We start from the raw sequence: 24,980 nt of genomic DNA, 5'->3' as shown, positions 1-24,980 counted from the left end.
CCTCGCCGCGCTCGCCTTCGAGGGCGAAGCCGTGGTTCTGGGCGGTGATCGAGATGCGGCCCGTGTGGTGTTCGATGACCGGGACATTGATGCCGCGGTGGCCGAACTTCATCTTGTAGGTATTGCGCCCGAGCGCGCGGCCCAGGATCTGGTTGCCGAAGCAGATGCCGAACAGTGGCAGATTCTCCTGCAGCACAGCCTGAGTCAGCGCGACCGCGCCGTCGGCGGTGGCCGGGTCGCCGGGACCGTTCGACAGGAACACCCCGTCCGGGTTCAGTTCCTTGATCTGGTCCAGCGTCACGTTGGAGGGCACCACGTGCACCCGCATGCCGCGCTGGGCGAACATGCGCGGGGTGTTGGACTTGATGCCGAGATCGACTGCCACCACGGTGAATCGGTGGTCGCCGTCGGGCTCGATGGTGTACATCTCGTCGGTCGAGACCTCACCGGCGAGGTCGGCGCCCAGCATGGAGGGCTGGCCATTGACCCGCGCGACGAGCTCCTCGTAGTCGGCGAGCGCCGCGCCGGAGAAGACGCCGGCCTTCATGGAACCGCGAGTGCGCAAGTGCCGCACCAGGGCTCGGGTGTCGATGCCCGCGATGCCGACGACGTTCTGGTTCTCCAGCTCCTGCTGCAGGGTGCGCTTGGAACGCCAGTTGGAGGCGAGGCGGGAAGGGTCCCGCACGGCGTAACCGGCGACCCAGATCCTGCCGGACTCGTCGTCCTCGTCGTTCCAGCCGGTATTGCCGATCTGCGGGGCCGTGGCCACCACGATCTGACGGTCGTAGCTGGGGTCGGTGAGGGTCTCCTGGTACCCGGTCATCGCGGTGCAGAACACCGCCTCACCCAAAGTCTGTCCGACGGCGCCGAAGGTTGTCCCGCGGAATACGCGGCCGTCCTCGAGCACCATCACTGCGGTATCGCCGCTGCTCATGCCTCGTCTCCCGTCTTCGTCGTCTCTGTCTTCGTCAGTGCCGTCCCGGTCCACGCCGGGTACACCGTCTTGTCGTCTCCCCGGAATCCGGTATCCACCTCGGTTCCGGTCGGCAACTTCCAGCGAATCACCAGCACACCGCCTTCCGTCATGACCTTGCCCGCATGCCCGCGCTCGGTGCGCACCGCGGTCACGGACTCCTCCGGAATCCAGATCGTGCCCGCGCCGTCCCGCTCGAGCAGGATGCCGCGTTCGAACCGAGTCAGCTCCGCCGTGGCCCGGAAGCCCAGGTCGCCCACCGTGATTCGCTGAATCCAGCTGGGTGACAGCGTGCTGCCGAGATACATACCCGTGGTCGGCTCCAGCAGTTGTGCGCCACAGTCGGCGGGCACGGCCGGCAGGTCACCGATCGACGTCGCCTGCTTCTCGGCTCGCCCGGTCCAGGCGCGGTACATGCCCCAGACGCACAGCGCGAAAAGTGCGAGCAGCACGACAATCGTCAGCGTTCGCTCCATTACGGTCCTCCTCGGTTCCCCACCCGCCGGTCTCCGCCGGCGAAGACCTCATCGGCGCCACGTGCGGCGCTCGCCACCCCGTCGCGGGAGGTGATCCGGCCGCGCAGGAAGGTGGCGGTCACCTTCGCGGGCAGGGTCATCTCCTCGAACGGAGTGTTCTTGGCGATGCTGGCGAGTTCCTTCGCCCGCACCGTCCATTCGGTATCCGGATCGATCAGCGCCAGGTTGGCCGGTTCGCCGACCGCGAGCGGGCGGCCCTGATCGTCCAGACCCACAATGCGCGCGGGGTTTTCGCTCATCACCCGCGCGACGCCGCGCCAATCCAGCAGACCCGGGCGGACCATGGTCTGCACGATGATCGACAGCGCGGTTTCCAGGCCCAGCATGCCGGGACGCGCGGCGGCGAATTCGCAGCACTTGTCCTGCTCGGCGTGCGGGGCGTGATCGGTGGCGACACAGTCGATGACACCGTCCGCGAGCGCCTGCCGCAGCGCGGCCACATCGGAGGATTCGCGCAGCGGCGGGTTCACCCGGTTCACCGCGTCGTAGGTCTCCAGCCGCGAATCGTCCAGCAGCAGATGATGCGGGGTGACCTCGGCGGTGATCGAAATGCCCTGGCTCTTCGCCCATTTCAGCAGTTCGACGGTGCCGGCGGTGGAGGCGTGGCAGATGTGCACGCGCGCACCGGCATCGCGGGCCAGCAGCGCATCGCGAGCCACGATGGACTCCTCGGCGGCGCGCGGCCAACCGGCCAGGCCCAGGCGGGCGGCATTCGGGCCCTCGTGTGCGACCGCACCCTTGGTCAGGCGCGGCTCCTCCGCGTGCTGGGCGATGAGCACGCCCAGGGAGTTCGAGTATTCGAGCGCGCGGCGCATGATCAGCGGGTCGTAGACGCAGTGGCCGTCATCGGAGAACATGCGCACCGAGGCGAGACCGGCTGCCATGGTGCCCATTTCGGCGAGCTGCTTACCTTCGAGCCCGACGGTGACCGCACCCACCGGGTGCACATCCACCAGGCCGACCTCCTGGCCGCGCCGCCACACATGGTCGGTGATGACCGAGGTGTCGGCGACCGGGCTGGTGTTCGCCATGGCGAAGACCGCCGTGTAGCCACCGAGAGCCGCAGCGGCGGAACCGGTTTCGATGGTCTCGGTGTCCTCGCGACCCGGTTCACGCAGATGCGTGTGCAGGTCGATGAAGCCCGGCAGCAGGAATTGACCGGCGCCGTCGATGATTTCGGCATCGCCGCCGTCCAGGCTCGCACCGATTTCGCGAATCTCGCCGTCGCCCAGCAGGACGTCGACCGGGTCGCCTTCGCCGTAAAGAAGAACGTTCTTGATCAGGATGCTCATGCTGTCTCCTCTCGGCGTGAACGGGGGCCCTGCGTGGTTACGCAGGCAAGCGCTGGACGATGGAGCGGCTCCTCCGGGCCCTGACCGTTCACGCCACCACCTCGTCGGTTCCGACCAGCAGGCGGAAGAGCACCGCCATGCGCATATGGACTCCGTTGTTGACCTGTTGCAGCACAGCCGCTTTGGGGGAATCGGCGACGGCCGACGCGATTTCCATGCCACGCAGCATGGGCCCGGGGTGCAGTACCACCGCATGCTCGGCGAGCATGCCCAGGCGGCGCTCGTTCAAGCCGTAGTTGATCGAGTACTCGCGCGCCGACGGGAAGAAGCCGCCGTTCATGCGCTCGGCCTGCACGCGCAGCATCATGACCGCGTCCGCGCCGGGCAGCTCCGCATCGAGCGAGTTGGCCACCCGGACCGGCCAGGCTTCGACACCGACCGGCAGCAGCGTCTGCGGGGCGACCAGCACCACTTCCGCGCCGAGAATGCTGAGCAGGAAGGCATTCGAGCGGGCGACCCGGCTGTGCAGGATGTCGCCGACGAGCACAATCCGCTTACCTTCCAGATCGCCGAGGCGCTGACGCAGCGTCAGCGCATCCAGCAGTGCCTGGGTGGGGTGCTCGTGCGTGCCGTCACCGGCATTGATGATGGCCGGACCCGGACCGACGAAACCGCCGCTGGATTCCTGCATCTGCGAGAACCAGCGCGCGATCTGATGCGCCGCACCCGAGGCCGGATGCCGCACGATGAGCGCGTCCGCGCCCGCCGCGTGCAGGGTCAGCGCGGTATCGCGCAGCGATTCGCCCTTGGAGGCGGAGGAGCTGGAGGAGCTGACATTGATGACGTCGGCGCTCATCCACTTGCCCGCGACCTCGAAGGAAACCCTGGTGCGCGTGGAATTCTCGAAGAACACCGTCATCACGGTGCGGCCGCGCAGCGTCGGCAGCTTCTTCACCTCACGGCCGAGCAGCGCCTGTTCGAACCGCTCGGCATCGTCGAGCAGTGCGGTGGCATTGGCGCGATCCAGATCGGTGACCGAAAGCAGATGCTTCACTTCTCCCTCTCCTGACGCAGGTGCACACCGTCGCGACCGTCGTGCTCACGCAGCAGCACCGAGATGTCCTCGGTGCGGGAGGTGGGCACGTTCTTGCCGACATAGTCGGCGCGAATGGGCAGTTCCCGGTGGCCGCGGTCGATGAGCACGGCCAGCTGCACCGCGCGGGGGCGGCCCAGGTCGCGCAGGCCGTCGAGGGCGGAGCGCACGGTGCGGCCGGAGAAGAGCACATCGTCGACGAGGACCACCAGCACGTCTTCGATCCCACCCTCGGGCACCGAGGTGCGCTCGAGCGGGCGATGCGGCTTGCTGCGCAGGTCGTCGCGGTAGAGGGTGATGTCGAGGGAGCCGACGGCAGGACGCACGCCGGAGAACTCTTCGATGCGGCTTGCCAGTCGAGTGGCGAGAGTCGTTCCGCGCGTGGGGATTCCAATGAGCACCACGCGGGGTGCGGTCGGGTCGCCGGAGTCGAGAGCGGTCTTCTCGATGATCTGGTGCGCCATGCGTGCGATGGTCCGGCCGACGTCCGAATCCGAGAGCAATTCGCGTCCGGCTTCCACCTGCGCGGGATCGTGCCGCTGCGAGTATTCGCCAGCGCTCGACTTGGCAGCCCGATCTTCGGGCACAGCCATGCCGACCTCCTTCCCCGCCTCACCGGACGGTCCGTTAAAGGATGTCTTTTCGGGTACGGAGCCTAGCAGCGGCGCGGGGTCGGGCTGTCACCGCACCCCTGTGGCAACCGAGTGTTCGCGGCCGGTTCGCGCTGGGTCCGCGACTCACCGTTCACAGACTGGCCGGTTCGGTGCGATGACCCCGCATATGCCTCACACCAGCGGGTTTTCCTGCCTGAATCCTTGCAGCCGGAACACACCGATAGCAATCACGTAGCTAAGATTCATGCCGATTGGTCTGCATCGCGGCGGCCAACATCGCGGGATGCTGGGAGGAATCTCACATGCATCTGCGGCGGTCACAAAACCTGGGACAGGAACTGCCGTAATCGCGGGGTTTCCGCATGGTCGAAAAGCTGATCCGGCGCACCCGATTCCACGACCTGCCCCCGATCCATGAATACCAGGCGGTCGGAAACCGAACGGGCGAAGCCCATCTCGTGAGTCACCACGATCATCGTCATCCCACCGGAAGCCAGCTCGGCCATCAACGACAGCACACCCTTGACCAGCTCCGGATCCAGCGCGGAGGTGACTTCGTCGAACAGCATCAGCGTCGGCTTCATTGCCAGCGCACGCGCTATCGCGACGCGTTGCTGCTGACCGCCGGACAGATTGGCCGGACGCGCGTCGGCCCGGCCCGCCAGGCCCACGATCTCCAACTGCTCCGCGGCCACCGCGCGGGCCGCGTCCTTCGACAGTCCCCGCAGTTTCCGCGGCCCCAGGGCCACATTGTCGGCGATGGTCATGTGCGGGAACAGGTTGAACTGCTGGAACACCATGCCGATGCGCTGCCGCAATCGATCCGGATCCTCGCGCAGCACCGACTGCCCGTCGATCAGCACATCACCGGAGTCCGGCTCGTACAACCGATTCAGCACACGCAACAAGGTCGATTTACCCGAACCGGAAGGGCCGATCACGGTGGTGGTCTTGCCGGCGTCGACGTGAATGTCGATACCTCGCAGTACGTGGTTGTGACCGAGCGTCAGGTTCAGTGCGGTCCCGGTGAGGGACGCGCTGTGCGGCCGGTCCGGGGTGTCCCCCGTGTCCTTGGTCGGCTCGCTCATGCGCCGCGACCTTCCGTGATGGCGGCCTGTTCGACCGGTTCGGCGGGGGCTTCGGCGCGCCCGGTCCGAAGCCGCTGGTCGATGTAGTTCACCAGATGTGTGAGCGGCACGGTCAAGAGGAGATAGACCAGACCGGCGGCGACCAGTGGAGACAGGTTTCCGGTCTCCGCGTTGAGATCTCGGCCGACTGCGAACAATTCGCGCTGCGTCGAGAGCAGGCCGAGGAAGTAGATCAGGGAAGAGTCCTTGATGAGCGCGATGAACTGATTCATCAATGCGGGCAGCACCCTGCGCACACCCTGCGGAATCACCACCAGCGTCATCGCCTGCCGATAGCCGAAGCCGATCGCCCGCGCGGCTTCCAGCTGACCCGATTCCACCGACTGGATACCCGACCGGAAGATCTCACCGATATATGCCGAGGCCAGCAGCGCGAGCGCGACCGCGCCCAGCCAGTAGGGGTTGTTCCCGGTGATGCTCTTGAATACGGGACCGAAACCGAGACCGATGATCAAAATCGTCACCACGGCAGGCAGACCGCGGAAAATGTCAGTGTAAACCCTTGCGGGCCAGCGTAACCAGCGCGTCCGGGAGATTCCCGCCACCGCGAGCAGCATCCCGAGGATGGTGCCGAGTACGCCCGAGACGAGCGCCAGGATGAGGGTGTTCGGCAGACCGGTCTTGAACAGCGTCGGAAACGCCTGACGATAGAGCGACCAGTCGAGGAAGGTGTCCTTCAACTGTGCCAGCGTCGATTTCGGCGCAGCCTGCTGGGATTTGGCGCTCTGATGTTCGGCAGCGATCTTGGCGAAGTCCGGCAGCGCCGGCATGGGTGCGGCCTTCGAACCCGGCTTCCAGCCCGGCGGGAACTGCCGCGGCTCCCATTCGGAGTAGATGCGGGCGTAGGTGCCGTCGGCGATGATCGCGTCCAGTCCGGCATCGAGTGCGTCGGTCAAGGGCTGGTCGCCTTTGCGCACCGCGAAGCCGACATAGTTCTGCAGGCTGAAGGTGTTCTGCACCACCGACGCCGGGTCGCCGGGCTTGATCGCACCGGCGGCCTGGCCGGACGGCGCCACCCAGGCATCGAGCTGTCCGGACTTCAGATTCGCGTAAGCGGTGGTGAAGTCGGGGAATGTCACCGGGTCCAGGTGCAGCGTATTGACCACGTACTCGTTCTGCACGGTGCCCTGCACGACACCGATTCGAAGCCCTTTCCGGAGATCCGGGAACCCTTTGAGGGCACTGCCGGTGGGAACGACGAGCGAGAAATAGCCGAAGTCGTAGCCGTTGGTGAAGTCGACGAGTTGTCTGCGCGCGTTCGTGGCGGTGATGCTCGCGGCGCCGACGTCGAAGCGCCGGTTGGCCACCTGCGCCAGCAAGCCCGCGAACTCGGTCCCCGAAAATTGCACTCGCAGCCCGAGTTTCGCCGCGATCGCCTTCAGCAGCTCGTTGTCGATACCGGTGAAGGTGCCGTGGGAATTCACGCAGACACTGGGTGGCGCATCGGAGATCGTGCCGACGCTCAGGGTGCCGGGGGTGATCAGCCCGAGCTTGCTCACATCGATCTGATCGAGCGGAACCGTGGTCGCGGTCGTGAAAAGGTCGACACCCGCCGTCGGACCTGCCGCGAGGTTCGGCGGTGCGGCAGATGCGAAGTTCACTCCGGGCGGGGAACACAGATCGCGTTGCGCGGCGGATTTACCGCCCGTCGAACAGGCGGTCGCACACAGGATCAAGACGATCGACAATATTGCGAACACCGCACGCGATCGTGATCCGGCCAATCGAGCCATACTCGAAAACCATAGCGGCACTGCGCCCTTGCCGATGCCGATCTGCGCACCTCACTTCCGGAACCCGAATGGCCCGACCGCGTGAACGGTGCGGATCTCTCGACTCGTCGGCAGGTCTTCATACACCGTAAACCGCCGTGTGCGATGCTCGGTGTGTGAGCAATGAAGCCGACTTCACCGAACCTGCCCGCGTCACCTTCCGCGGCCAGGGCGGTATCGCACTCGCCGCGGACAGCTGGGGACCCCAGGACGGACCGCTCGTGGTGTTCCTGCACGGGGGCGGCCAGACCCGCCACTCCTGGAAGGATTCCGGGCTGGCGCTGGCCAAGGCGGGCATGCACGCGGTGCTTCTGGACGCACGCGGGCACGGCGACAGCGACTGGGCGCCGGACGGCAACTACACGCGCAACGCCATGGTCGAAGACCTCATCGGCGTCCTCGAACAACTCGGCAAGCCCGGGATCGTGGTCGGCGCCAGCATGGGCGGACTCACCGGCCTCATTGCCAGCGCGCACCCGCAGCACGATCGCATGACCGGGCTCGTCCTGGTAGATGTGGTGCCGCGGCCCGAACGCGCCGGCGTGGAGCGCGTCATCAGTTTCCTGGACAGCAATCGGGAAGGCTTCGCGAGCCTCGAGGAAGCCGCCGATGTGGTGGCCGCCTACCTCCCGCACCGCCCCAAGCCGCGCAATCCCGAAGGGCTGCAGCGCAATCTGCGGCAGCGCGCCGACGGCCGCTGGTATTGGCACTGGGATCCGGCCATGCTGTCCGGCCGCGGTGAGGAGATCGATTTCCACACCGACCCACTGGAGGACGCGGCACGTCAGCTGACCATGCCGGTGCTGCTGGTGCGCGGCGCGCTCTCCGATGTGGTGAGCGAGGAGGGCGTGCGTGCCTTCCGTGAGCTGGTTCCGCACGCCGATTACGCCGAGATCGGCGCCGCCGCGCACACCGCCGCCAGTGACGCGAATGACGAATTCACCGATGCGGTAGTCGATTTCGTGCGCGCACACGTGCCCACCGAATGACCTTTCTAGGGCAACATCACCCGATCGAGTGATCCTCGACCGGGTCAACCACCATTCGAGCGATATCGCCGCAGCCAAGCGGGTGCGACCGCAGGCCATCGCGGCGACGCGCTCATGGGCTGAGTGAACCGCCCCGGGTCACCGCAGATGGTCGACCAATCTCCCCTGTTCACCGAACAATTCGACGCTCCAGCGTTCGAGCAGGGCGGTGTTGTCGACGTCGTCGGGATGAAAGCCCGGACGGAGGTACGCGCGGAGGCGGTCAAGGGCGGGGCGGGCCAGGAACGGGGAGTGCCGCAATGCCGCCAGGCTCCGCACCAGTGCCCTGGGGCGAGCGGCGGAGTCGAGAGCCAACGACACGGCGGTGTGCGTGATAATGCCCCCGCCCAGGGTGAGCATGACGAGGAGCATCACGGCAATGCGGCGGCGTTCGGTCCCGCCGACCGCTCGATAGACGTCGAAGGCGACCGACCTGTGCTCGGATTCCTCGAATGCGTGCCACAGCAGCAACGAGCGGACCTCGCTGTGCCCGAGCAAGTCCTGCGCGCGCTCGTCGCTGAGGAGGGTCTCGGCGAACACCGCCGTGAAGTGCTCGAGCGCGGCCGTTGTCGCCAGGCAGGTGAGCGGCGACAGTAGCAGCTCGTCGAGCTCGAAGTTTCGACGTGTCGTCCAGTTGCCGAGCCGTGTGGGATAACCCATCTGCTGCAGACGTTCGTTCAGTACCTGATGCTCGCGGCCGTGCGTGACCTCCTGGCCGACGAATCCGCGGATGCGCGACAGCAGTTCCGGGTCGGTCACCTGGTCGGAAAACCGTTGCACCGAGCGGACGAACGAACTTTCCCCCTCGGGAAATGTCGAGGACAAATAGGAGATGACGTGGCTCATGATCAGGTCGCCGTCGACATAGTGCTGCCGAAGCGACCCGATGGGATAGCTGAATCGAATGCGGCGGACCCGAATGGACTTCTTGGTGATTGCGGAGGACTGCGTCATGACTTACTCGATCTATTTTGTGGGATGAGGGACGCCGTTGTCCTCGGGCTGGGAGCGGATCAGGGCTTTGGCGGCCGCCAGAATGGCGTCCGTGGGGTAAGGCTCATAGCCGGGGATCGACCGCGACAGCGCCAGGCCGTCGAACAGAGCGAACACCAGGTGCAGCCGGATGCCGACGGTGCGCGGTTCGCCGGTGTCACGGTTTGCGGGGAACAACTCGGCATAGACCCGTTCGATCGTCGCCATGAGTCGGCGGTCGATATCGATGACGGCGGTGGCCAACTCCGGATCGGTGCGGGCCGCGGTCCACAGCTCATGCCAGGCGATGTACGTGGGGCGCGAATACATCGACCAGAGCAGGTCGATTGCCGCGTCGCTCAGGTCTGCCGCGGGATCGAGCCGGCCTATCGCCTCGCGGTACTCCTCGACGCTCCGGTCGAATGCGTGTGCCACCGCGGCGGAGAGCAGATCGGACTTCGTCGGAAAGTGGTGCTGCACAGCGCCGAGTGAGACACCGGCGCGGTGCGCGATGCCGGGTGTGGTGACCGCGCTGAAACCGACGTCGACCAGCGCGTCGAAGGTGGCGTCGAGTATCGCGCGGCGTGTCTGTGCGGTCCGATCTGCCTGGGTCCGCCGGGCGCGCATGCTGGTCACGAATTCGAGTGTGACACAGGAAACAATAACGCGATATGGTTTCTTGCCATTGAGGCGCACCACGCCGCGCCGGCTTGATCATCCACCGGATAGAACGTATGTTCGATCTCATGTCGACGCCATTGCAGGGATCGCTGCTCGATGGATTCGGGGAGCTCGAGGTCGGTGCGCTGGACGGAATCCAGCGCAGGGTCTTGAGCAATGGCGCATGGGTGGATGTTCTGCCCGGCTGGTTGAGCGGGGCGGACCTGCTGTTCGAACGACTCGCGGCGGAGGTGCCATGGCGAGCGGATCGGCGGCCCATGTACGACCGGGTGGTCGATGTGCCTCGCCTGCAATGCTTCTACGACGAGGGGCAAGCGCTACCGGATCCGGTACTGAACGATGCGCGCGATGCCCTGAGCAGGTACTACCACCGGGAACTCGGCGAGCCGTTCGCCTCGGCGGGCCTGTGCTACTACCGGGACGGCATGGACAGCGTTGCCTGGCACGGGGACACGTCCGGCCGGGGAGCCACGCACGACACCATGGTCGCCATTGTGTCGGTCGGCGCCGCACGGGCACTCATGCTGCGGCCCCGAGGGGGCGGCGAGAGTCTCCGCTATCCGCTCGGCCACGGCGATCTCATCGTCATGGGTGGTTCGTGCCAGCGCACCTGGGAACATGCGATTCCGAAGACGCGGCGACCGGTGGGTCCGCGCATCAGCATTCAGTTCCGGACCCGCGGCGTGCGCTAGCGGTCGACCGGCGGCGGGCGGTGCGCAGAGATGAACTGTGTCACTGATGCGGCGGGCGACGCGCGAAATCTGGTGCATGCTCGGGCAATACGCCACGGCTGACAAAAATTGGGGGCAGATCGCGCAGCAGCGGGATGCGCCGGAACAGCCGCAATGGGAGGGGTGCGGTTCGGAAATTCGACAGATTCCGCTTGCCGGCGACCGCCGGTCCGACGACGAGTGCGTGCACGATGCGCTGCATTGTTTGTGTGACTACCGTGGGGAGGGTGCGACGGCGCTGGACGCGGGCCAGATCCGCTGCCTCCACCGTGCGCGAGAGCAGTTTGGGCGCAAGGATTCTCGCGGCCGCGACCGCATCCTGCACCGCCAGATTGATGCCGACGCCGCCGACCGGTGACATGGCGTGGGCCGCGTCGCCGAGGCACAGCAGGCCTTCGGCGTACCAGCGGTCGAGACGGTCGAGCTGTACATCGAGCAGCTGCACCTGATCCCAGCCGCGCAGGACGTGGACACGGTCCGCGAGCCACGGGACGGTGGCCGCCAGGCTCCGCATGATCACCTCGACCGGCTGCTGCTGCCGCAGCCCCGGATCGCTGCCCTTCGCAATGAGAGTCGCGCACTGCCAGTAGTCGCCGCGATCGAGCATGATGGCGACACGATTCTGCGTCAGCACGGGAACCGCACCGGCCGGGTCGGTGTCCTTGCGGGGGATGCGGAACCACCACACATCGAACGGGGTGGCCCACCGGTGCGAGCCGAGACCCGCCGCGGCGCACAGGATCGAGGTGCGGCCATCGCACGCGACCGTGAGATCGGCGCGAATCGTGCCGGTGGCACCGTCTTTGGTGCGATAGCGCACGCCGACGACCCGGCCCGCTTCGCGCACCAGCTCCGTCACCTCGGTATTCATCCGCAGCCGGAAGGTGGGTTCGGTGTCGGCGGCACGCGCCAGCAGATTCAGCAGATCCCACTGCGGAACCATGGCGATGTATTTGTGCCGACCCGGAATGTTCGCGAAGCTCGCCACGGTCACCATGTGGCCGCCGATCGGCAATTGCACCGAATTCATCCGCCGCTGCGGCAATTTCGCGAATTCCTCGCCCAGCCCGAGCTCGTCGAGCAGGTCCAGAGTGGTGGGATGCACGGTGTCGCCGCGGAAATCGCGCAGGAAATCACCGTGCTTCTCCAGCACCATCACCTCGACTCCGGCGCGCGCCAGCAGCAATCCCAGAATCATGCCCGCCGGCCCACCGCCGGCAACAAGACAGGTCGTGCGTTCCATCGCGGGTACCCCTCCTGAGCGATAACCATCGACACTCTCGATGGTAGGCCGGAAGCGCTCGCCGGCCGCGCGCTTACCTCGAACGGCTACCGGTTCCGGAAGAGCACAAAGAAGTACGGATCTCGCATACCGCGCATATCCATGACGCCCAGCAGGGTGTCGTCGTCGACCTTGCGGAAGACGTCGATGATCGGCAGGTGGTCGTAGATCATTGCGGCACTGGACTTTCCGCGGAATTCCAGATTGCGCAGCCGGGCGCGCGGGCTGCGGGTGCTCAGCACCGGCCGGAGTAGGGCGAGCGAACGCCGGACCGGACGCAGGGCTGCGATCGGCACTTTCCCGGCCAGGAAGAGCGGCACCCGGCGGGGGTCGACGGGGAACACGTCACCATCGGGTCCGGCGAACAGCAGCGGTTGCACGGAATCGGCGTTGTCGAACTGCTTTCCACACCAACCGGATTCGACCAGCACACCCTGCCACGGATGCCCGGTGTCGAGTTCGTCCCCACCCCAGCGGCCGGTGGTGATCTCCTCCACCCGTACTGTCGGCAGCGCGTCGAACAGCGCCCACGCCTGCTCTGAGCTGCAACCATCGGTCCGCAGCGCAGCCAATCGCGCCGCGGCGTCCGATACCGATTCACCGACGACCATCCAAGCCTCCTCGCCCGAGTGGATGAAAGATTCTGTCTCACATTATCTCAGCGCGGGAAATCGGTTCGCGCGCATAGGCTCGGACAATGCCGATCGAACTGTCGCCACACGTCTCCGCAGCCAATCGACTCACCGCGCGATGGTGCGCGGTCGCAGGTGAGGACGACTTCGTGCTGTCCGGGTGCGGGGTGTGGCCGCTGCTGGCACTGCTCGCGGCCACGGCGGACGAACCGGCGCGGTCGGAGTTGGCGGCGGCGGCCGGCGTCTCGCCCGAGAGCGCACATGCCGACGCACTGCACATGCTGGCCACGCTCGGTACGGCGGAATCGGTCTCGGCGGCACTGGGCGTGTGGGTGAACCGGAACGTGAAGCTGCGCGGCGAGTGGTTGCGCAGCCTCCCCGTCGGGACGGCCGATCTGCTCGGCGACCAAGCCGAGCTCGACGCCTGGGCCGACCGGCACACCGGCGGACTCATCGACCGGTTCCCACTGGAGATCTCGCCCGACACCCTGCTGGTGCTGGCCACGGCGCTGGTGGCGAAGACGCAGTGGCAGGACACCTTCCGGGAAAGCTCGATGTCGGTATCGGCGGGACCGTGGCGCGGTCATACCGGACCAGCGCTGGCCCGGTACACGCGCGGCCGGGAGGACGCGGGCATTCTGGACGGCCCCTCGCCCGTGACGCGAGTGGTCGTACGCGGAACCGCGGACCTGGATGTGCACCTGCTGCTCGGCGACGGCAGCGCCGCCGATGTTCTCGGCGCAGGCCTGATCGCACTGAACGGCGGGGTGACGGTGCGGTCCGAGCTGCCCGCCGGCACGGAGGGACCAGGCCTGACGGTGCAGGCGATCACGAGCACAGTGCGGGGCGACTCGCTGCAGGTTTCCTTGCCTCCGTTCAATATCCAGTCCTCGCACGACTTGTGCGAGCAGCCCGCACTGTTCGGATTGACTGCGGCGATGGACAGTGAGCACGGCCATTTCCCCGGCATCTCCGATACCGAGCTGGCCATTGGGCAGGCCGGCGAGAATGTCCGCGCCAAGTTCACCGCGACCGGATTCGAAGCGGCGGCGGTTACTGCCTTCGGCCTGATTGCCGGCTCCATGCCGCCGCGCGACCTCTTCACCACCGCCCAGACGACGGTGACCTTCGATCGGCCGTTCGGATTCCTCGCCGTCCATCGGACCACCGGCGCGGCCGTGGTCGCGGGGTGGGTGGCGCAGCCGGTGCGGGACAACTGAAACGGTGCGGCGGGCACGCCCGCCGCACCGTTCTAGTCTTCTCGACAATAAGTTTCCGAAATCACTGGCGCCTCATGTTTTAGTCGCATAGCCTAAAACGCATGACGACGGTACGAGACACGGTGCAGGCCATCGAGGCGGCCAGACGGCCCGAGGATCTCTTCGGTAGCGCCACAACCGATTCCGCCGCCCGCAAGGACCGGCAGCGGCGGTATCACCGCCTGGCCGCCGCGGTTCACCCCGACCGGGTGGCAGCCGACGAATCGGATATGGCCAGGGCGGCATTCGTGCGGCTGGGCGAGCTGTACAGGCAGTGGCTGGAACTCGACGACTCGAGCCTCCACGTGACCGGGGCGCGCGGAACCTATCCGGTCGGCAAGCTGCTGGCGCGGGGATCGATTACCGACCTGTATCGCAGCGGCAGGGATCGGGTCGTGAAGATTCCACGGCGCTCCGCCGCCAACAAGCTGCTCGCCGGTGAGCAGAATGCGCTGCGCGACATCGCGATTGCGGCCGAGGAGCACGACTGGCTGCAGCCGTATTTTCCCGAGCTTGTCGATACCGTCGATCATTTGGACGCCGGCGAACACCGGACCGTGAACGTACTGAATGCGCTCACCGAGGGGTTCGTGACGCTGGAGGAGGTCCGCGCCGCGTACCCGAACGGGCTCGATGCGCGCGACTACGCCTGGATGCACCGGCGGCTGCTGCGCTGCCTGTCCGGGGCGGCGCTGGCCGGGTGGGTGCATACGGCCCTCAGCCCGGCGAATGTGCTCATTCATCCACGGCTGCACGGCGTTGTGCTGGTGGGCTGGTCGTTCGCCACCAGGCCGGGTTTGCCCGCCGCCGCGACGCTCGGCTCGCTCGACTATCCGCCGGAGATCCACGAGGCGGTCTCCCCCGCCACCGATGTGTACCTCGCGCACCAGCTGATGCTCACCATGCTCGGCAATCGCGCACCCGCCGCCATGCGCACCTTCGCGGCGGGTTGCATGCAGCCCGATGCGCGGCTGCGCCCCGACGCCGCCGATCTGCTCGGCGAATTCGACGACCTGCTCGACCGGCTTTACGGACAGCGCCGCTTCCGGCCCTTCGAGCTCACGAAAGGACAGTGATAGCAATGGGTTACGGAAACTGGGACGACAGCGCCTACGACGCCGCCCGCACCTTCCGCGCCGCCCGCGGCCTCGACGATTTCGGCTACACCGCCGATATGCGGTCGGTGCCGTGGGACAAGTGGAAGGCGCACAAGTCGCTCGATCCGAAGAATGCGGGGATGCGGGAGTCCCGCGATTCCGATGATCACGGGAACTCGCTGCCCATCGCGGTGCTGTTCGATGTGACCGGGTCCATGGGGGCGGTGCCGCGGATCATGCAGGAGAAGCTCGGGAAACTGCACGGGCTGTTGCAGCGCAAGGGCTATGCGGACGATCCGCAGATCATGTTCGGCGGTATCGGCGATGCCGATACCGATCGGGTTCCGCTGCAGGTCGGGCAGTTCGAGTCCGACAATCGGATGGACGAGCAGTTGCGGCTCATCCTGCTGGAGGGCGGCGGTGGCGGGCAGAAGTCCGAAAGCTATGAACTGGCCGCCTATTTCATGGCCCGGCACACCGCCACCGACGCCTGGGACAAGCGCGGGCAGAAGGGTTACCTGTTCATCGTCGGCGATGAGCTGAACAAGGCACGGCTGGCGTCCCGGCACATTCGAAATGTCATCGGGGACAAGGTGTCCGCGGATGTATCGGTCGAGTCGATCTATCGCGAGCTCGCCGATCGCTGGCACGTGCACTACATCCTGCCCAATCAGTCCAGCTACTACGGGGATCCGGAGATTGCCGAGCACTGGCGGGGATTGCTCGGCGAACGATTCCTGCGCCTGGACGATCCGGCTGCGGTATGCGAGCTCATCGCGCTGACCATCGGCATCGGCGAGGACCGCATCGATCTCGGTGCGGGACTGGCGGATCTGCGGGAGATCGGCTCGCTCGACGAGGCGGATGCGGTCGGCAAGGCGCTCGCACCCATCGGAGCGGCGCGTCGCACCCGCAGCGTCGGCGCACTGCCCGCCGCCACCGGCGACGACGACGTCGATTTCGGAAACTAGAAGGGAGACGGCAATGTTCGGCGATCGCCACCTGATCGTGGTGGACCTCGGGTTCGGCGACGCCGGCAAGGGGGCCACCGTGGACTGGCTCTGCGCACCGGAGACGGGCCTGGAGGTGTCCGCGGTGGTGCGATTCAACGGCGGTGCGCAGGCGGCCCACAATGTGGTCGCCGGTGGACGCCACCACACCTTCCGGCAGTTCGGGTCCGGCACCTTTTCCCGGGTGCCGACCCTGCTGTCGCGGCACATGCTGGTGGAACCCATCGCGCTGGCCGCCGAGGCCCGCGCGCTGGCACTGCTCGGCATCGCCGATCCGCTGTCGCTGGTGTCGGTGGACGAACGGGCGCTGCTCACCACTCCGATCCACGGGGCCGCCAACCGTTGCCGGGAGGATGCGCGGGGTGCGTCCCGGCACGGTTCGTGCGGTATCGGGATCGGGGAGACGGCGAGCTACGCGCTCGAGCACGATGCGCCGCGAGTGGGCGATTGCCGGCGTCCGGATGCGCTGCGGCGCAAGCTGATCACCCTGGAGGAGCACTATCGGCCGCTCCTGGCGGGTAGTGGGCACCGGTACGACTCGATCGATGATCTCGTCGACCTGTACACCGAATTCGCTCGGGCCGTGGCGATTCTGCCGGGTGATCAACTGGCCACCTTCGCCGAGAGCGGGCGACTGGTGTTCGAGGGCGCGCAGGGGGCGCTGCTCGACGAATGGCGGGGGCTGCACCCGTACACCACCTGGTCCACGGTGGAACCTCGGAATGCGCAGGCCATGCTCGCCCGTATCGATGCGCCGGGGTATGTCCTGGGCATCACCCGCAGTTACTTCACCCGGCACGGGGCGGGACCGTTCCCGACCGAGGATCCTGAGTTGCGGATTCCCGAGCGGCACAATGGAACCGGCACCTATCAGGGCGAATTCCGCACCGGGCACCTCGATCCGATCCTGCTGCGCTATGCCGTCGATGTCTGCGGGGGTATCGACGGGCTGGTTGTCAACCACCTGGACGCGGTCGGCGAAATCCGCACCGCCACCGGATATCTCACCACCGAGGGCTATGTCGACCGGCTCGACTGCGGGCGGTGGCAGGACCTCGACCACCAGCAGCGGCTCACCGACCTGCTCGACGCCGCCACCCCGGTGCTCGCGGACCTCCCCGGCGATGTGCCCGGCTACCTCGAAGCCGAACTCGGAGTACCCGTGGTGCTCACCGGCCACGGCCCCGGCCGCGCGGACCGCCGCGCCCGATCCGGGCAGGTCACACGGCCCGAGCCGGGCCGATCACACGATTCATCCACCGACTACGGCATGATTGACCACTTGTGGAGCAACAATCCGCAGTATCCATCGATGTGATCGCCCTGCGCTACGGCCGCGACGACGCGACCGTCACCGTGGGCATCGCACCCCGGGAGTGGGAGCCGTTCGCCGGAGCGCTCGCCCTGCCCGGCGTCCTGCTCCATCGTGGTGAACGGCTCGAGGCCGCCGCCCGCCGCGCCGTGCACACCAAACTCGGTGTCCCCGAACAGGCCATCCTGGCCGTGGGCCAGCTCGCCACCTTCGACGAGCCCAACCGCGATCCGCGCGGGCCGACGCTGTCGATCGCCATGTGGTCCGTCATCGCCGATCACGACACCGACAGCGCCGAATGGCTTCCGTTCGAACACATTCCGGCACTGGCCTTCGATCACAATCGGATTGTCGACACCGCGCGCGGGATCTTCGCCGAAATGCTGTGGAAGCACCTCGAATTCACGCGTCCGCTCATCGGCGAACAGTTCCCCGCCACCCGCGCGGTCGAACTCACCGCCGCCCTCGAGGGCACCCGCCCGGACCCCGGCAATCTCAACCGAACCCTCGCTACGCTCCCCGGCTTGACTCGCACCGGCGAACGCGTTCGAGTGAAGGCAACCGGCCGGCCCGCCGCCGTCTGGGCATTCACCCCGGAGTAGCGAGCGGCCAACCGATTGCGCAGCCGCTCAATTCGAGCGGGGCCTGAGCAGATCCTCGACGAGGGTATCCACCAGATCGCGCGGGATGCTCGACCCCGTCAGGGCGCGATAGACGATCGGGCCGACCAGAGCATCCATTGTGGCGTCGGGACCGAGCCTGGGCGAGATCTCGCCGGCTTCGATTGCGCGCGCGAGCATGTCGCGTTCCTGCTCACGACGTGGACCCAGATAGCGCTCGTGAAAACTCTCGGCCGTGCCGGGATTGTGCTGCGCCTCGGCGATGAGCGTCAGGAGAACCTTGCCTGCGGGGTCGCGGGTGAGGAATCGCGCGAAGCCGCGCAGGTAGCCGCGGATGCTCTCGGCCGTGGGCTGCGCCGTCGGGAAAGGCAGGCGCTTGTCGGTGTCTTCGATGAGCGTGTCGAGGAGTATCTCGACCTTCGAGGGCCACCAGCGGTAGATCGTCTGCTTGGCGACGCCTGCCCGACGTGCGATCGACTCGATGGTCAGACCGCCGAAGCCGTTCTCGACAAGCAGATCGTCCGCGGCATGCAGCACAGCCATACGTGCGGCCTCGTCGCGTCGGCTGCCGGAGTGCGGCCGGTGGGGCGGAGAGCTCGTGACGGGCATGCGAGCACAATACCTGTCCACTGTGCCGTGATATTGTCTAGACGCAACGTCTCGTCTAGACAAATTATCGCCACTTAGGAGTGTCCGTGTCCACCACGTCCGACCGTCGAGCACTCATCATCGGAGCCTCCCGAGGACTGGGGCTCGTACTCGCCATCGAGCTCACCCGACGCGGCTGGCAAGTCGTCGCCACGGCACGCCAGGGCGGCGGCGAGCTGCAAGCGAATGCCGATGCCTCGAACGGGCAGCTGACGGTCGAGCTGTTGGAGATGACAAGCACCGAACAGCTTGCCGCCCTGCGCAATCACCTCGAAGAACGTCAACTCGATCTGCTTTTCGTCAACGCCGCCATCGACCGCGGCAATCTGCCGATCGGCGAGGTCCCGACCGACATCTTCACCGAGGTGATGATCACCAACGCGCTGAGCCCGCTGCGCGCCCTCGAAGCCCTTCGCGGACTCGTCGCGCCCGGCGGAACCGTCGCGATCATGTCCTCCGAGCAGGGCAGCATCTCGCAGAACACCGAGGACGGCTATGAGCTCTACAAGGCCAGCAAAGCCGCCCTCAACCAGCTGATGCGCAGCTACGCCACCCGCCACGCCAATGATGGACACACCAAACTGCTCATCGACCCCGGCCACAACCAAACCCAGCTCGGCGGCCCCGACGCGCCCCTCACCCCAAACGAGAGCATCCCCGCCGTCGTCGACGTCCTCGAAGCGCAGGCAGGCGCCCCTGGCCTGCAATTCCTGGACCGGCACGGCGAAACCGTCCCCTGGTAGACGCGACACCACACACCAGGCTTCAGCTGCGGCGCCGCTCGGCGCGGTGGGCGAGCGCATCGAGGATGCGTTGCCATGCCGGTGAGGCCTCGGAGATCCGCGAAGAGATCAGCTGGGTCCCCGGCCCGCCGCCGTCTCGTTGGTATTTGATCTCCCAGGCGTCCAGATCATCGATGAGCCGATCCAGGCGGGGATCCTGCGGATCCCAGTCGACTGATTCATCGCAGGCGAGGTACAGGCGCAGCGTCTCGGGGTCGTCGAAGCCGGCGTTCTTGTCCCGTATTCGCTGCGGTATGGAGCCAGGGTCCAACGCCTGCAACAGGATCCACGAGTCACGCTCGAGTCGTACCCGCTGTTCGCTGACCCCGAGACCGCGCATCCGGTCCAAGATGGCGACCACTTGGGAGGGCAGGACTAGCCTTTCGCCACTTGCCAATTCGGTGATCCGGTTGCGGTATTCGTTGAGCTGGTCGATCTTTCGCTGCAATTCAGCGTCGATATCGGTGATGGCAGAGGCGAATTCGGCCGGCTGCGCATGCAGCAGCGCATCGATGCGGGCCAGCGGCACACCGGCATCGGCGAGGGTCCTGATCCGGATGAGATCCACCGCCGCCTGCGCGCCGTAGCGGCGGTAGCCGGAGACATCACGCTCGGGCTCGGGCAATAGGCCGACGTGGTGGTAGTGGCGAACGGTGCGCACGGTCACGCCGGCGGTCGCCGCCAGCCGGCCGATCGTGAGCACCGTCCTCCTCAGGTCTTCGTGATGCGTGATGGTGCCGAGTCTAGGTGCGAGTCACCAGGTCGACGACGTCGCGGATCGCCCGGACCACCACATCGGGGCGGGCGAAGCAGAGCCGGTGATGGAAGGTATCGGAGAGGATGCGCTGCTCCCCGTGCGAAACAGCGTTCACCAGCGCCGCGTCCATTCTCGTCCTGCCGTCGTGCAGTTCGTTCAACGTCCGCTCCGGCTGGGTGGGGTCGGCGCCCAATACGGAAAGCGCGATCACCGGAACGTCGGGAATGTTCGGCCCGGCCCGCAGTTCGGTCGCGAGTGCGGTCAACCCGCGGCGCTCGGCGATGCCGGCTCGCATCGATTCGTCACTCACACGCGCATCGATCAGTGACTGCCGCACATACTCCGGATAGTCCGCGTACAACTCTGCGTGCATCTCCCGCAGGGCCGGGCGCATCTGCTCGAGCTGCTCCAGATCCGGTCCCATCCGCTCGGTCGCAGCCAGACTCGCCGCAGGCGGCATGAAGTCGTCCCAATCGCGATGGAGAGCGTCCAGCCAAACCAGCCCCGCCACATCCTGCGGGTACAGCTGCGCAAACCGATGCGCATAGAAGCCGCCGAGCGAGTGCGCCGCGAGAACGTATGGGGCAGCGATGTTCTGAGCACGCAGCACCTCGCGCAGTTCCGTGGCGACCGCAGCAGCGGTACGCGGCAGCCGTAGCGAATCGCTGTAACCCGTCCCCCCGCGGTCGTACACCACAGCGGTGGTAAACCGCGAAACCCGCTGCTGGACACCGAAATAATCGAGCCCCACCGCACTCGCACCCGGCAGAAACACCACAGCCGGTCCCCCGCTACCCGACCGATACACAAAAACCCGACGCCCGTCGATCTCCTGAAACTCTCCGATCGGCGGCGCAAGCCGCTCCGAGGAAGTCCTGTTCTTCATCATGCGACAACCCTCCAACCCTGACGCAGGGTCAAGGTCAACCCGTCTTCGCCGGACGGGTCGAGTCGGCCAGCGCGTTGTACAACCAGCTGTGAGCGTGCCCGACGGTGGCGGGCGCCCCGAAGAGCTGCGCTGTCAGGGCCCAATAGCGGTGGATGCGGTGGTCGGTATCGGTTGCGTCGACCAGCAGTCGCTCGCGAAACTGCGGCGAATCCTGTTCTCCTCGTGCGGCTGCATGTGCGTCGACGAACCGGTCGAGGCCAGCGCCGGCGTGCGGTTGCACCCCCTTCGATACGAGGGCCATCACATCAATACATGCGTCTTTCAGATCTGTGAACAATCCGCGGCGGTCACGGATCAGATCTGGCTGTGTGCGCCAGATCTGCTGCCACACAGCGGTATACAGTTCCGGATGCGTGACGAGATCGGCCAGCTCTGCATAGGCCACGACCTGAGAGACAGACGGATCGACGGGTGGCTCCGGGATGCTCATAGCCACATACCCATCGAATTGGGGTGGTGTCATCGCGGCGAAGATTCGCCGCCAGAACCCCGCGATGGCGTCGTGCACCGCGGGACCGTCTTGTGCGGCCGCCAGCAGCGCCAGTCGATGCGGGCGCTCGGTCGGGTCAGCTGCCTCGACGGCTCGCAGTGAGGCCCGACGCCACGTCAAGGATCTGAATTCGATGTCGAGCTGTGCACTTTCGGCGGCAATCACCTCGGAGATCGATCGTTGGTCATGCAGCACCTCGACGATTGATCGTAAGCCGAGACCGAGGGACCGTAGTTGCCGAACCAGCAGCAACCGCTGGGTCGCGCTGTCCGCGTCGAACATTCGGTGCCCGCCCGCGCTGCGGTGGGATTCCAGAATGCCCGCGTCGCAATAGAACCGGATCGTGCGGACCGGAAGTCCGGTGGTACGCGCCAACTTTCCGATGCTCACCAATGCGCCGCATTGTGTGCCGTCCGTCACAGACTGTTGAACCTCCACCCCGCTGGAGCTCTTAGCGTACTGATGCCGCGTTGAATTCTGAGAGGAAAGTCGTTGGGAAGAGATCTGACTCAGCACGAGCTGCTCATCGAGCTCGAGCCTGTCGCCGAGGAGAACGTGCACCGGCATCTGTCGATGGCGAAGCCGTGGCATCCGCACGACTACGTGCCCTGGGACGAAGGCCGCAACTTCGCCGCGATGGGTGGCATCGACTGGGATCCCGGGCAGTCGCGGCTGTCGGACCTCGCCAAGGCCGCGATGATCACCAATCTGCTCACCGAGGACAACCTCCCGTCCTATCACCGGGTGATCGCCGAGAACTTCTCGCTCGACGGTGCGTGGGGCACCTGGGTCGGCCGGTGGACCGCGGAGGAGAACCGGCACGGCATCGTAATGCGGGACTACCTGGTCGTCACCCGCGGCGTGGACCCGGTCGAACTCGAACAGGCCCGCATGGCGGCGATGATCACCGGCTTCGATCCATTGGCGACCATCGACTACTCGAACCTCGATCCGAGTCAGATTTCCGAGACCGGTTTTCTGTACGGCATGGCGTACGTGACGTTCCAGGAACTCGCGACCCGGATCAGTCACCGCAATACCGGCAAGGTATGCGACGACCCCCTCGCCGACAGGATGTTGCAACGCATCGCCGCCGACGAGAACCTGCACATGATCTTCTACCGCAACGTCTTCGGCGCGGCGCTCGACCTCGCACCCGACCAAGCCCTCGAAGCGATCACCACCATGCTGATGAACTTCCAGATGCCGGGCGTGGCCAACCCCAATTTTCGTCGCTATGGCGCGCTCATGGCCAAGCACGGCATCTACGACATGCGTCAACACCTCGACGAGGTAATGCTGCCGGTGTTGCGTCTCTGGAAGGTGTTCGAGCGCAACGACTTCACCGCTCGTGGCGAACAGACTCGCGAACGACTCGGCAAGTTCCTTGCCACGTACGAGCAAGACACACGCACATTCGAGGAACGGCGCGATCGGATCGCGGCGCGCAAAGCCAGCAGCCTCGCGGGGGCTCAGACCGATCGATGACCGGATTCCCCTCTCGTGCAAGTGAAACAACGCTGGGGCTATTCGGGTTGGCGGAGAACGGATTCCACGAGGGATCGGATCGCGGCGCGGAGGCGGGGGGTTTCACGGGCTCGGGCCATCATGCGGGCGGTGTCGGAACCTACCGCGCTGAAGAGAAGGCGGCCGGCTGCTTCGGCGTCGAGGTCGGGGCGAGCCTCGTGGAGGAGCGTGGTGATGTGGTGGTCCCAGGTGCCGTGGAATTCGGCGGTGCGGGGGTGGGGGGGCATGGAGGCGCCGGTGTAGGCGGCCATCAGCTCTACGTTGTCGGCCATCATGACGGTCATTGCGTCGAAGAAGGCTAGGAGGCGGTCGCCGGCAGGGGCTCCTGGACCGAGCGGGGGCGGGCCTTCGGAGATGTCGGCCATCAGGGCTTCGGCGGGCTCGGCTACCAGGGCGTAGAGGAGGCCGGAGCGGCTGCCGAAGCGGTGGAAGATGGTGCCTTTGCCGACGCCGGCCGCGGCGGCGACCTTGTCCATGGTGATGGCGTCGGCGCCGTGGTCGGCCAGCAGTGTACGGGTGGCGGCCAGGATCGCACGGCGATTGCGGGCGGCGTCGGCGCGTTCCCGGGGCTGCTCAGCAGGCATTTCCTACACTTTCATTGACAAGTTGACCGGCGGTCCATATTGTCGTCAAGCATAAGTGGACCGTGAGTCAAGTTATGAGGTATTTCAATGCAGGCAATCCTATTGACCGCGACCGGTGGACCCGACGTCCTGGTGCCGAGTGAGGTGCCCGCGCCGCGTCCGCAGGCGGGCGAGGTGCTCATTCGCAGCGAGGCGATTCCGGTGCTGTACCCGGAGACCATGCTGCGTTCGGGGGCGTTCCCGATCCCACTGGAGAAGCCGTTCGTTTTCGGCACCCAGGTGGTCGGTGTGGTCGTCGAGGTCGGCACGGGGGCGGATGCGGGACTGATCGGGCAGCGGGTCACGGTGTCCAGCAACGCCTTCGGCACATACGCCGAATTCGTCTGCGCACCTGCGGAATCCGCGGTCCGGATTCCGGACGCCGTATCGTCCGTCGATGCCGCCGCGCTCTCCATGAGCGGGTCGGTGGCCATTCCGCTCCTGGAGACCGCCAAGCTGACCGGCACCGAGACAGTGCTGATCGAGGCGGCCGCAACAGGAATCGGCGGATATCTCACGCAGCTGGCCAAGGAATACGGTGCGGCCCGGGTCATCGCCACGGCGGGCGGCCCGGAGAAAGCTGAGCAGGCAAGGAAATTCGGCGCCGACGTGGTGATCGATCACCTCGATCCGGAGTGGCCGCAGCGCCTGCGCGAAACCCTCGGCGGCACAACGATCGACGTCGTCTTCGACTCCATCGGTGGCGAATCCGCGCTCGCCCTACTGGATCTCATGACCCCACTGCGCGGCCGGATGCTCAGCTACGGCTTTCTCTCCGGCGCACCCGCACAGGTGACGTCCATGGATTTGATCATGCGCGGACTCACCCTGGTCGGTTGCTCCGGACCGGATTGGCTGGCCTGGGTCGCGGGGTCTCGTGCCGCCGCACTGGACCGCGCAGCCGACGGCTCACTCACCCCGCTGGTCGATCGGATACTCCCGCTCGAGCAGGCCGCGTACGCCCACCAACTCCTGGACGACCGGGCAGCCAAGGGCACCATCGTTTTGCGCCCCGGACGCTAGCGCCGAGCGGCGAGCCGCGGCATCCACCGCGCGCTCGCCGCTCTCCGAACCGACCTGGACAGCGCAAAACGGGAGAATCCAGGCAGGAAACGGCCGGGCGGATAGAGTCGGTAATCGACAGCGATGTGG

Annotated in this window: 26 protein-coding genes; 10 read left to right on the top strand and 16 right to left on the bottom strand. The window is 66.4% G+C overall.

The features are described 5' to 3' along the window. The 7 genes from carA to JWN03_RS44895 form a co-directional block, all read right to left on the bottom strand. The coding region (gene carA / locus JWN03_RS44925; RefSeq protein ID WP_297628934.1) for a glutamine-hydrolyzing carbamoyl-phosphate synthase small subunit at positions 1–934 on the bottom strand (934 nt) is incomplete at its 3' end. After that, the gene (locus JWN03_RS44920; protein ID WP_297628933.1) at positions 931–1,449 is read right to left on the bottom strand and encodes a PH-like domain-containing protein; all 519 of its coding nucleotides are present in this window, start codon (positions 1,447–1,449) and stop codon (positions 931–933) included. The genes JWN03_RS44920 and carA, both read right to left, overlap by 4 nt. Continuing rightward, the gene (locus tag JWN03_RS44915) at positions 1,449–2,801 is read right to left on the bottom strand and encodes a dihydroorotase (protein ID WP_297628932.1); all 1,353 of its coding nucleotides are present in this window, start codon (positions 2,799–2,801) and stop codon (positions 1,449–1,451) included. Before JWN03_RS44915 ends, JWN03_RS44920 begins: the two co-directional genes overlap by 1 nt. An 88-nt stretch (positions 2,802–2,889) precedes the next feature. Next, a complete protein-coding gene (locus JWN03_RS44910; RefSeq protein ID WP_297628931.1) occupies positions 2,890–3,855 on the bottom strand; it encodes an aspartate carbamoyltransferase catalytic subunit in 966 nt (321 codons plus the stop codon). After that, positions 3,852–4,487 (bottom strand): bifunctional pyr operon transcriptional regulator/uracil phosphoribosyltransferase PyrR, encoded by a 636-nt coding sequence (gene pyrR / locus JWN03_RS44905; RefSeq protein ID WP_297628930.1) that lies wholly within the window; start codon positions 4,485–4,487, stop codon positions 3,852–3,854. The genes JWN03_RS44910 and pyrR overlap by 4 nt, the downstream gene beginning before the upstream one ends. 338 nt (positions 4,488–4,825) lie before the next feature. Beyond that, positions 4,826–5,596, bottom strand: coding sequence for an amino acid ABC transporter ATP-binding protein (locus JWN03_RS44900; RefSeq protein WP_297628929.1), 771 nt, complete (start codon positions 5,594–5,596; stop codon positions 4,826–4,828). After that, the gene (locus JWN03_RS44895; RefSeq protein WP_297628928.1) at positions 5,593–7,389 is read right to left on the bottom strand and encodes an ABC transporter substrate-binding protein/permease; all 1,797 of its coding nucleotides are present in this window, start codon (positions 7,387–7,389) and stop codon (positions 5,593–5,595) included. The genes JWN03_RS44900 and JWN03_RS44895 overlap by 4 nt, the downstream gene beginning before the upstream one ends. A gap of 155 nt (positions 7,390–7,544) precedes the next feature. Here JWN03_RS44895 and JWN03_RS44890 point away from each other — a divergent pair, with 155 nt between their 5' ends. After that, positions 7,545–8,417 (top strand): alpha/beta fold hydrolase, encoded by an 873-nt coding sequence (locus tag JWN03_RS44890; protein WP_297628927.1) that lies wholly within the window; start codon positions 7,545–7,547, stop codon positions 8,415–8,417. 138 nt (positions 8,418–8,555) lie between these two features. On the opposite strand, the gene JWN03_RS44885 is transcribed toward JWN03_RS44890, so the two are convergent. Next, positions 8,556–9,410 (bottom strand): metal-dependent hydrolase, encoded by an 855-nt coding sequence (locus JWN03_RS44885; protein ID WP_297628926.1) that lies wholly within the window; start codon positions 9,408–9,410, stop codon positions 8,556–8,558. A gap of 12 nt (positions 9,411–9,422) precedes the next feature. After that, complete coding sequence (locus JWN03_RS44880; protein ID WP_297628939.1) at positions 9,423–10,055, bottom strand: TetR/AcrR family transcriptional regulator; 633 nt, start codon at positions 10,053–10,055, stop codon at positions 9,423–9,425. 119 nt (positions 10,056–10,174) lie between these two features. Here JWN03_RS44880 and JWN03_RS44875 point away from each other — a divergent pair, with 119 nt between their 5' ends. Beyond that, positions 10,175–10,801, top strand: coding sequence for an alpha-ketoglutarate-dependent dioxygenase AlkB (locus JWN03_RS44875; protein WP_297628925.1), 627 nt, complete (start codon positions 10,175–10,177; stop codon positions 10,799–10,801). 40 nt (positions 10,802–10,841) lie between these two features. On the opposite strand, the gene JWN03_RS44870 is transcribed toward JWN03_RS44875, so the two are convergent. Together JWN03_RS44870 and JWN03_RS44865 are read right to left on the bottom strand one after the other, a co-directional pair. Beyond that, positions 10,842–12,083, bottom strand: coding sequence for an FAD-dependent oxidoreductase (locus JWN03_RS44870; RefSeq protein ID WP_297628924.1), 1,242 nt, complete (start codon positions 12,081–12,083; stop codon positions 10,842–10,844). Positions 12,084–12,169: 86 nt separating this feature from the next. Beyond that, positions 12,170–12,733, bottom strand: coding sequence for a DUF4334 domain-containing protein (locus JWN03_RS44865; protein ID WP_297628923.1), 564 nt, complete (start codon positions 12,731–12,733; stop codon positions 12,170–12,172). 86 nt (positions 12,734–12,819) lie between these two features. On the opposite strand from JWN03_RS44865, the gene JWN03_RS44860 reads away from it, so the two are divergent. The 5 genes from JWN03_RS44860 (at position 12,820) to JWN03_RS44840 (ending at position 18,034) form a co-directional block, all read left to right on the top strand. Then, positions 12,820–13,974, top strand: coding sequence for a serpin family protein (locus tag JWN03_RS44860; RefSeq protein ID WP_297628922.1), 1,155 nt, complete (start codon positions 12,820–12,822; stop codon positions 13,972–13,974). A 101-nt stretch (positions 13,975–14,075) separates the two neighbouring features. Next, entirely contained in the window at positions 14,076–15,089 is a 1,014-nt protein-coding gene (locus JWN03_RS44855) for a hypothetical protein (protein ID WP_297628921.1), read from the top strand. A 5-nt stretch (positions 15,090–15,094) separates the two neighbouring features. Next, on the top strand, positions 15,095–16,081 hold the full coding sequence (locus tag JWN03_RS44850) for a hypothetical protein (RefSeq protein ID WP_297628920.1): 987 nt from the start codon (positions 15,095–15,097) through the stop codon (positions 16,079–16,081). A gap of 13 nt (positions 16,082–16,094) precedes the next feature. Continuing rightward, on the top strand, positions 16,095–17,438 hold the full coding sequence (locus tag JWN03_RS44845; RefSeq protein WP_297628919.1) for an adenylosuccinate synthetase: 1,344 nt from the start codon (positions 16,095–16,097) through the stop codon (positions 17,436–17,438). Continuing rightward, positions 17,405–18,034: an NUDIX domain-containing protein gene (locus tag JWN03_RS44840; protein ID WP_297628918.1), complete on the top strand. Its 630-nt coding sequence runs from the start codon at positions 17,405–17,407 to the stop codon at positions 18,032–18,034. The genes JWN03_RS44845 and JWN03_RS44840 overlap by 34 nt, the downstream gene beginning before the upstream one ends. A gap of 27 nt (positions 18,035–18,061) precedes the next feature. On the opposite strand, the gene JWN03_RS44835 is transcribed toward JWN03_RS44840, so the two are convergent. Beyond that, positions 18,062–18,661 (bottom strand): TetR/AcrR family transcriptional regulator, encoded by a 600-nt coding sequence (locus JWN03_RS44835; protein ID WP_297628917.1) that lies wholly within the window; start codon positions 18,659–18,661, stop codon positions 18,062–18,064. 86 nt (positions 18,662–18,747) lie between these two features. On the opposite strand from JWN03_RS44835, the gene JWN03_RS44830 reads away from it, so the two are divergent. Then, complete coding sequence (locus tag JWN03_RS44830) at positions 18,748–19,443, top strand: SDR family NAD(P)-dependent oxidoreductase (RefSeq protein ID WP_297628916.1); 696 nt, start codon at positions 18,748–18,750, stop codon at positions 19,441–19,443. Positions 19,444–19,465: 22 nt separating this feature from the next. Here the strand turns inward: JWN03_RS44830 and JWN03_RS44825 are convergent, their stop codons facing one another. Genes JWN03_RS44825 through JWN03_RS44815 form a run of 3 tightly spaced genes read right to left on the bottom strand, consistent with a single transcriptional unit; the run spans position 19,466 to position 22,068 of the window. Next, positions 19,466–20,185 carry a MerR family transcriptional regulator gene (locus JWN03_RS44825; RefSeq protein ID WP_297628915.1) on the bottom strand — a complete coding sequence of 240 codons (720 nt, stop codon included), beginning with the start codon at positions 20,183–20,185 and terminating at the stop codon, positions 19,466–19,468. Between the two features lie 40 nt (positions 20,186–20,225). After that, positions 20,226–21,128: an alpha/beta fold hydrolase gene (locus JWN03_RS44820; RefSeq protein WP_297628914.1), complete on the bottom strand. Its 903-nt coding sequence runs from the start codon at positions 21,126–21,128 to the stop codon at positions 20,226–20,228. Between the two features lie 34 nt (positions 21,129–21,162). Beyond that, a complete protein-coding gene (locus JWN03_RS44815) occupies positions 21,163–22,068 on the bottom strand; it encodes a MerR family transcriptional regulator (RefSeq protein WP_297628913.1) in 906 nt (301 codons plus the stop codon). 102 nt (positions 22,069–22,170) lie between these two features. On the opposite strand from JWN03_RS44815, the gene JWN03_RS44810 reads away from it, so the two are divergent. Then, positions 22,171–23,166 (top strand): acyl-ACP desaturase, encoded by a 996-nt coding sequence (locus JWN03_RS44810; protein ID WP_297628912.1) that lies wholly within the window; start codon positions 22,171–22,173, stop codon positions 23,164–23,166. Between the two features lie 38 nt (positions 23,167–23,204). Here JWN03_RS44810 and JWN03_RS44805 read toward each other — a convergent pair whose 3' ends face one another. After that, positions 23,205–23,789, bottom strand: a complete 585-nt coding sequence (locus JWN03_RS44805; RefSeq protein WP_297628911.1) for a TetR/AcrR family transcriptional regulator — start codon at positions 23,787–23,789, stop codon at positions 23,205–23,207. Between the two features lie 87 nt (positions 23,790–23,876). Here JWN03_RS44805 and JWN03_RS44800 point away from each other — a divergent pair, with 87 nt between their 5' ends. After that, positions 23,877–24,851 (top strand): quinone oxidoreductase family protein, encoded by a 975-nt coding sequence (locus tag JWN03_RS44800; protein WP_297628910.1) that lies wholly within the window; start codon positions 23,877–23,879, stop codon positions 24,849–24,851. Positions 24,852–24,980: the final 129 nt, after the last annotated feature.

Origin of the sequence: Nocardia sp., assembly GCF_025465275.1 — a bacterium.
Lineage (GTDB): Bacteria > Actinomycetota > Actinomycetes > Mycobacteriales > Mycobacteriaceae > Nocardia.
This window is presented reverse-complemented; position numbering and strand designations above follow the sequence as displayed.

Coding starts and splice junctions, on each gene's coding strand:
- JWN03_RS44920 (WP_297628933.1), bottom strand. CDS start 1,449: ATGGAGCGAACGCTGACGATTGTCGTGCTGCTCGCACTTTTCGCGCTG.
- JWN03_RS44915 (WP_297628932.1), bottom strand. CDS start 2,801: ATGAGCATCCTGATCAAGAACGTTCTTCTTTACGGCGAAGGCGACCCG.
- pyrR (WP_297628930.1), bottom strand. CDS start 4,487: ATGGCTGTGCCCGAAGATCGGGCTGCCAAGTCGAGCGCTGGCGAATAC.
- JWN03_RS44900 (WP_297628929.1), bottom strand. CDS start 5,596: ATGAGCGAGCCGACCAAGGACACGGGGGACACCCCGGACCGGCCGCAC.
- JWN03_RS44895 (WP_297628928.1), bottom strand. CDS start 7,389: ATGGCTCGATTGGCCGGATCACGATCGCGTGCGGTGTTCGCAATATTG.
- JWN03_RS44885 (WP_297628926.1), bottom strand. CDS start 9,410: ATGACGCAGTCCTCCGCAATCACCAAGAAGTCCATTCGGGTCCGCCGC.
- JWN03_RS44880 (WP_297628939.1), bottom strand. CDS start 10,055: ATGCGCGCCCGGCGGACCCAGGCAGATCGGACCGCACAGACACGCCGC.
- JWN03_RS44875 (WP_297628925.1), top strand. CDS start 10,175: ATGTCGACGCCATTGCAGGGATCGCTGCTCGATGGATTCGGGGAGCTC.
- JWN03_RS44870 (WP_297628924.1), bottom strand. CDS start 12,083: ATGGAACGCACGACCTGTCTTGTTGCCGGCGGTGGGCCGGCGGGCATG.
- JWN03_RS44865 (WP_297628923.1), bottom strand. CDS start 12,733: ATGGTCGTCGGTGAATCGGTATCGGACGCCGCGGCGCGATTGGCTGCG.
- JWN03_RS44860 (WP_297628922.1), top strand. CDS start 12,820: ATGCCGATCGAACTGTCGCCACACGTCTCCGCAGCCAATCGACTCACC.
- JWN03_RS44855 (WP_297628921.1), top strand. CDS start 14,076: ATGACGACGGTACGAGACACGGTGCAGGCCATCGAGGCGGCCAGACGG.
- JWN03_RS44850 (WP_297628920.1), top strand. CDS start 15,095: ATGGGTTACGGAAACTGGGACGACAGCGCCTACGACGCCGCCCGCACC.
- JWN03_RS44845 (WP_297628919.1), top strand. CDS start 16,095: ATGTTCGGCGATCGCCACCTGATCGTGGTGGACCTCGGGTTCGGCGAC.
- JWN03_RS44835 (WP_297628917.1), bottom strand. CDS start 18,661: ATGCCCGTCACGAGCTCTCCGCCCCACCGGCCGCACTCCGGCAGCCGA.
- JWN03_RS44820 (WP_297628914.1), bottom strand. CDS start 21,128: ATGATGAAGAACAGGACTTCCTCGGAGCGGCTTGCGCCGCCGATCGGA.
- JWN03_RS44805 (WP_297628911.1), bottom strand. CDS start 23,789: ATGCCTGCTGAGCAGCCCCGGGAACGCGCCGACGCCGCCCGCAATCGC.
- JWN03_RS44800 (WP_297628910.1), top strand. CDS start 23,877: ATGCAGGCAATCCTATTGACCGCGACCGGTGGACCCGACGTCCTGGTG.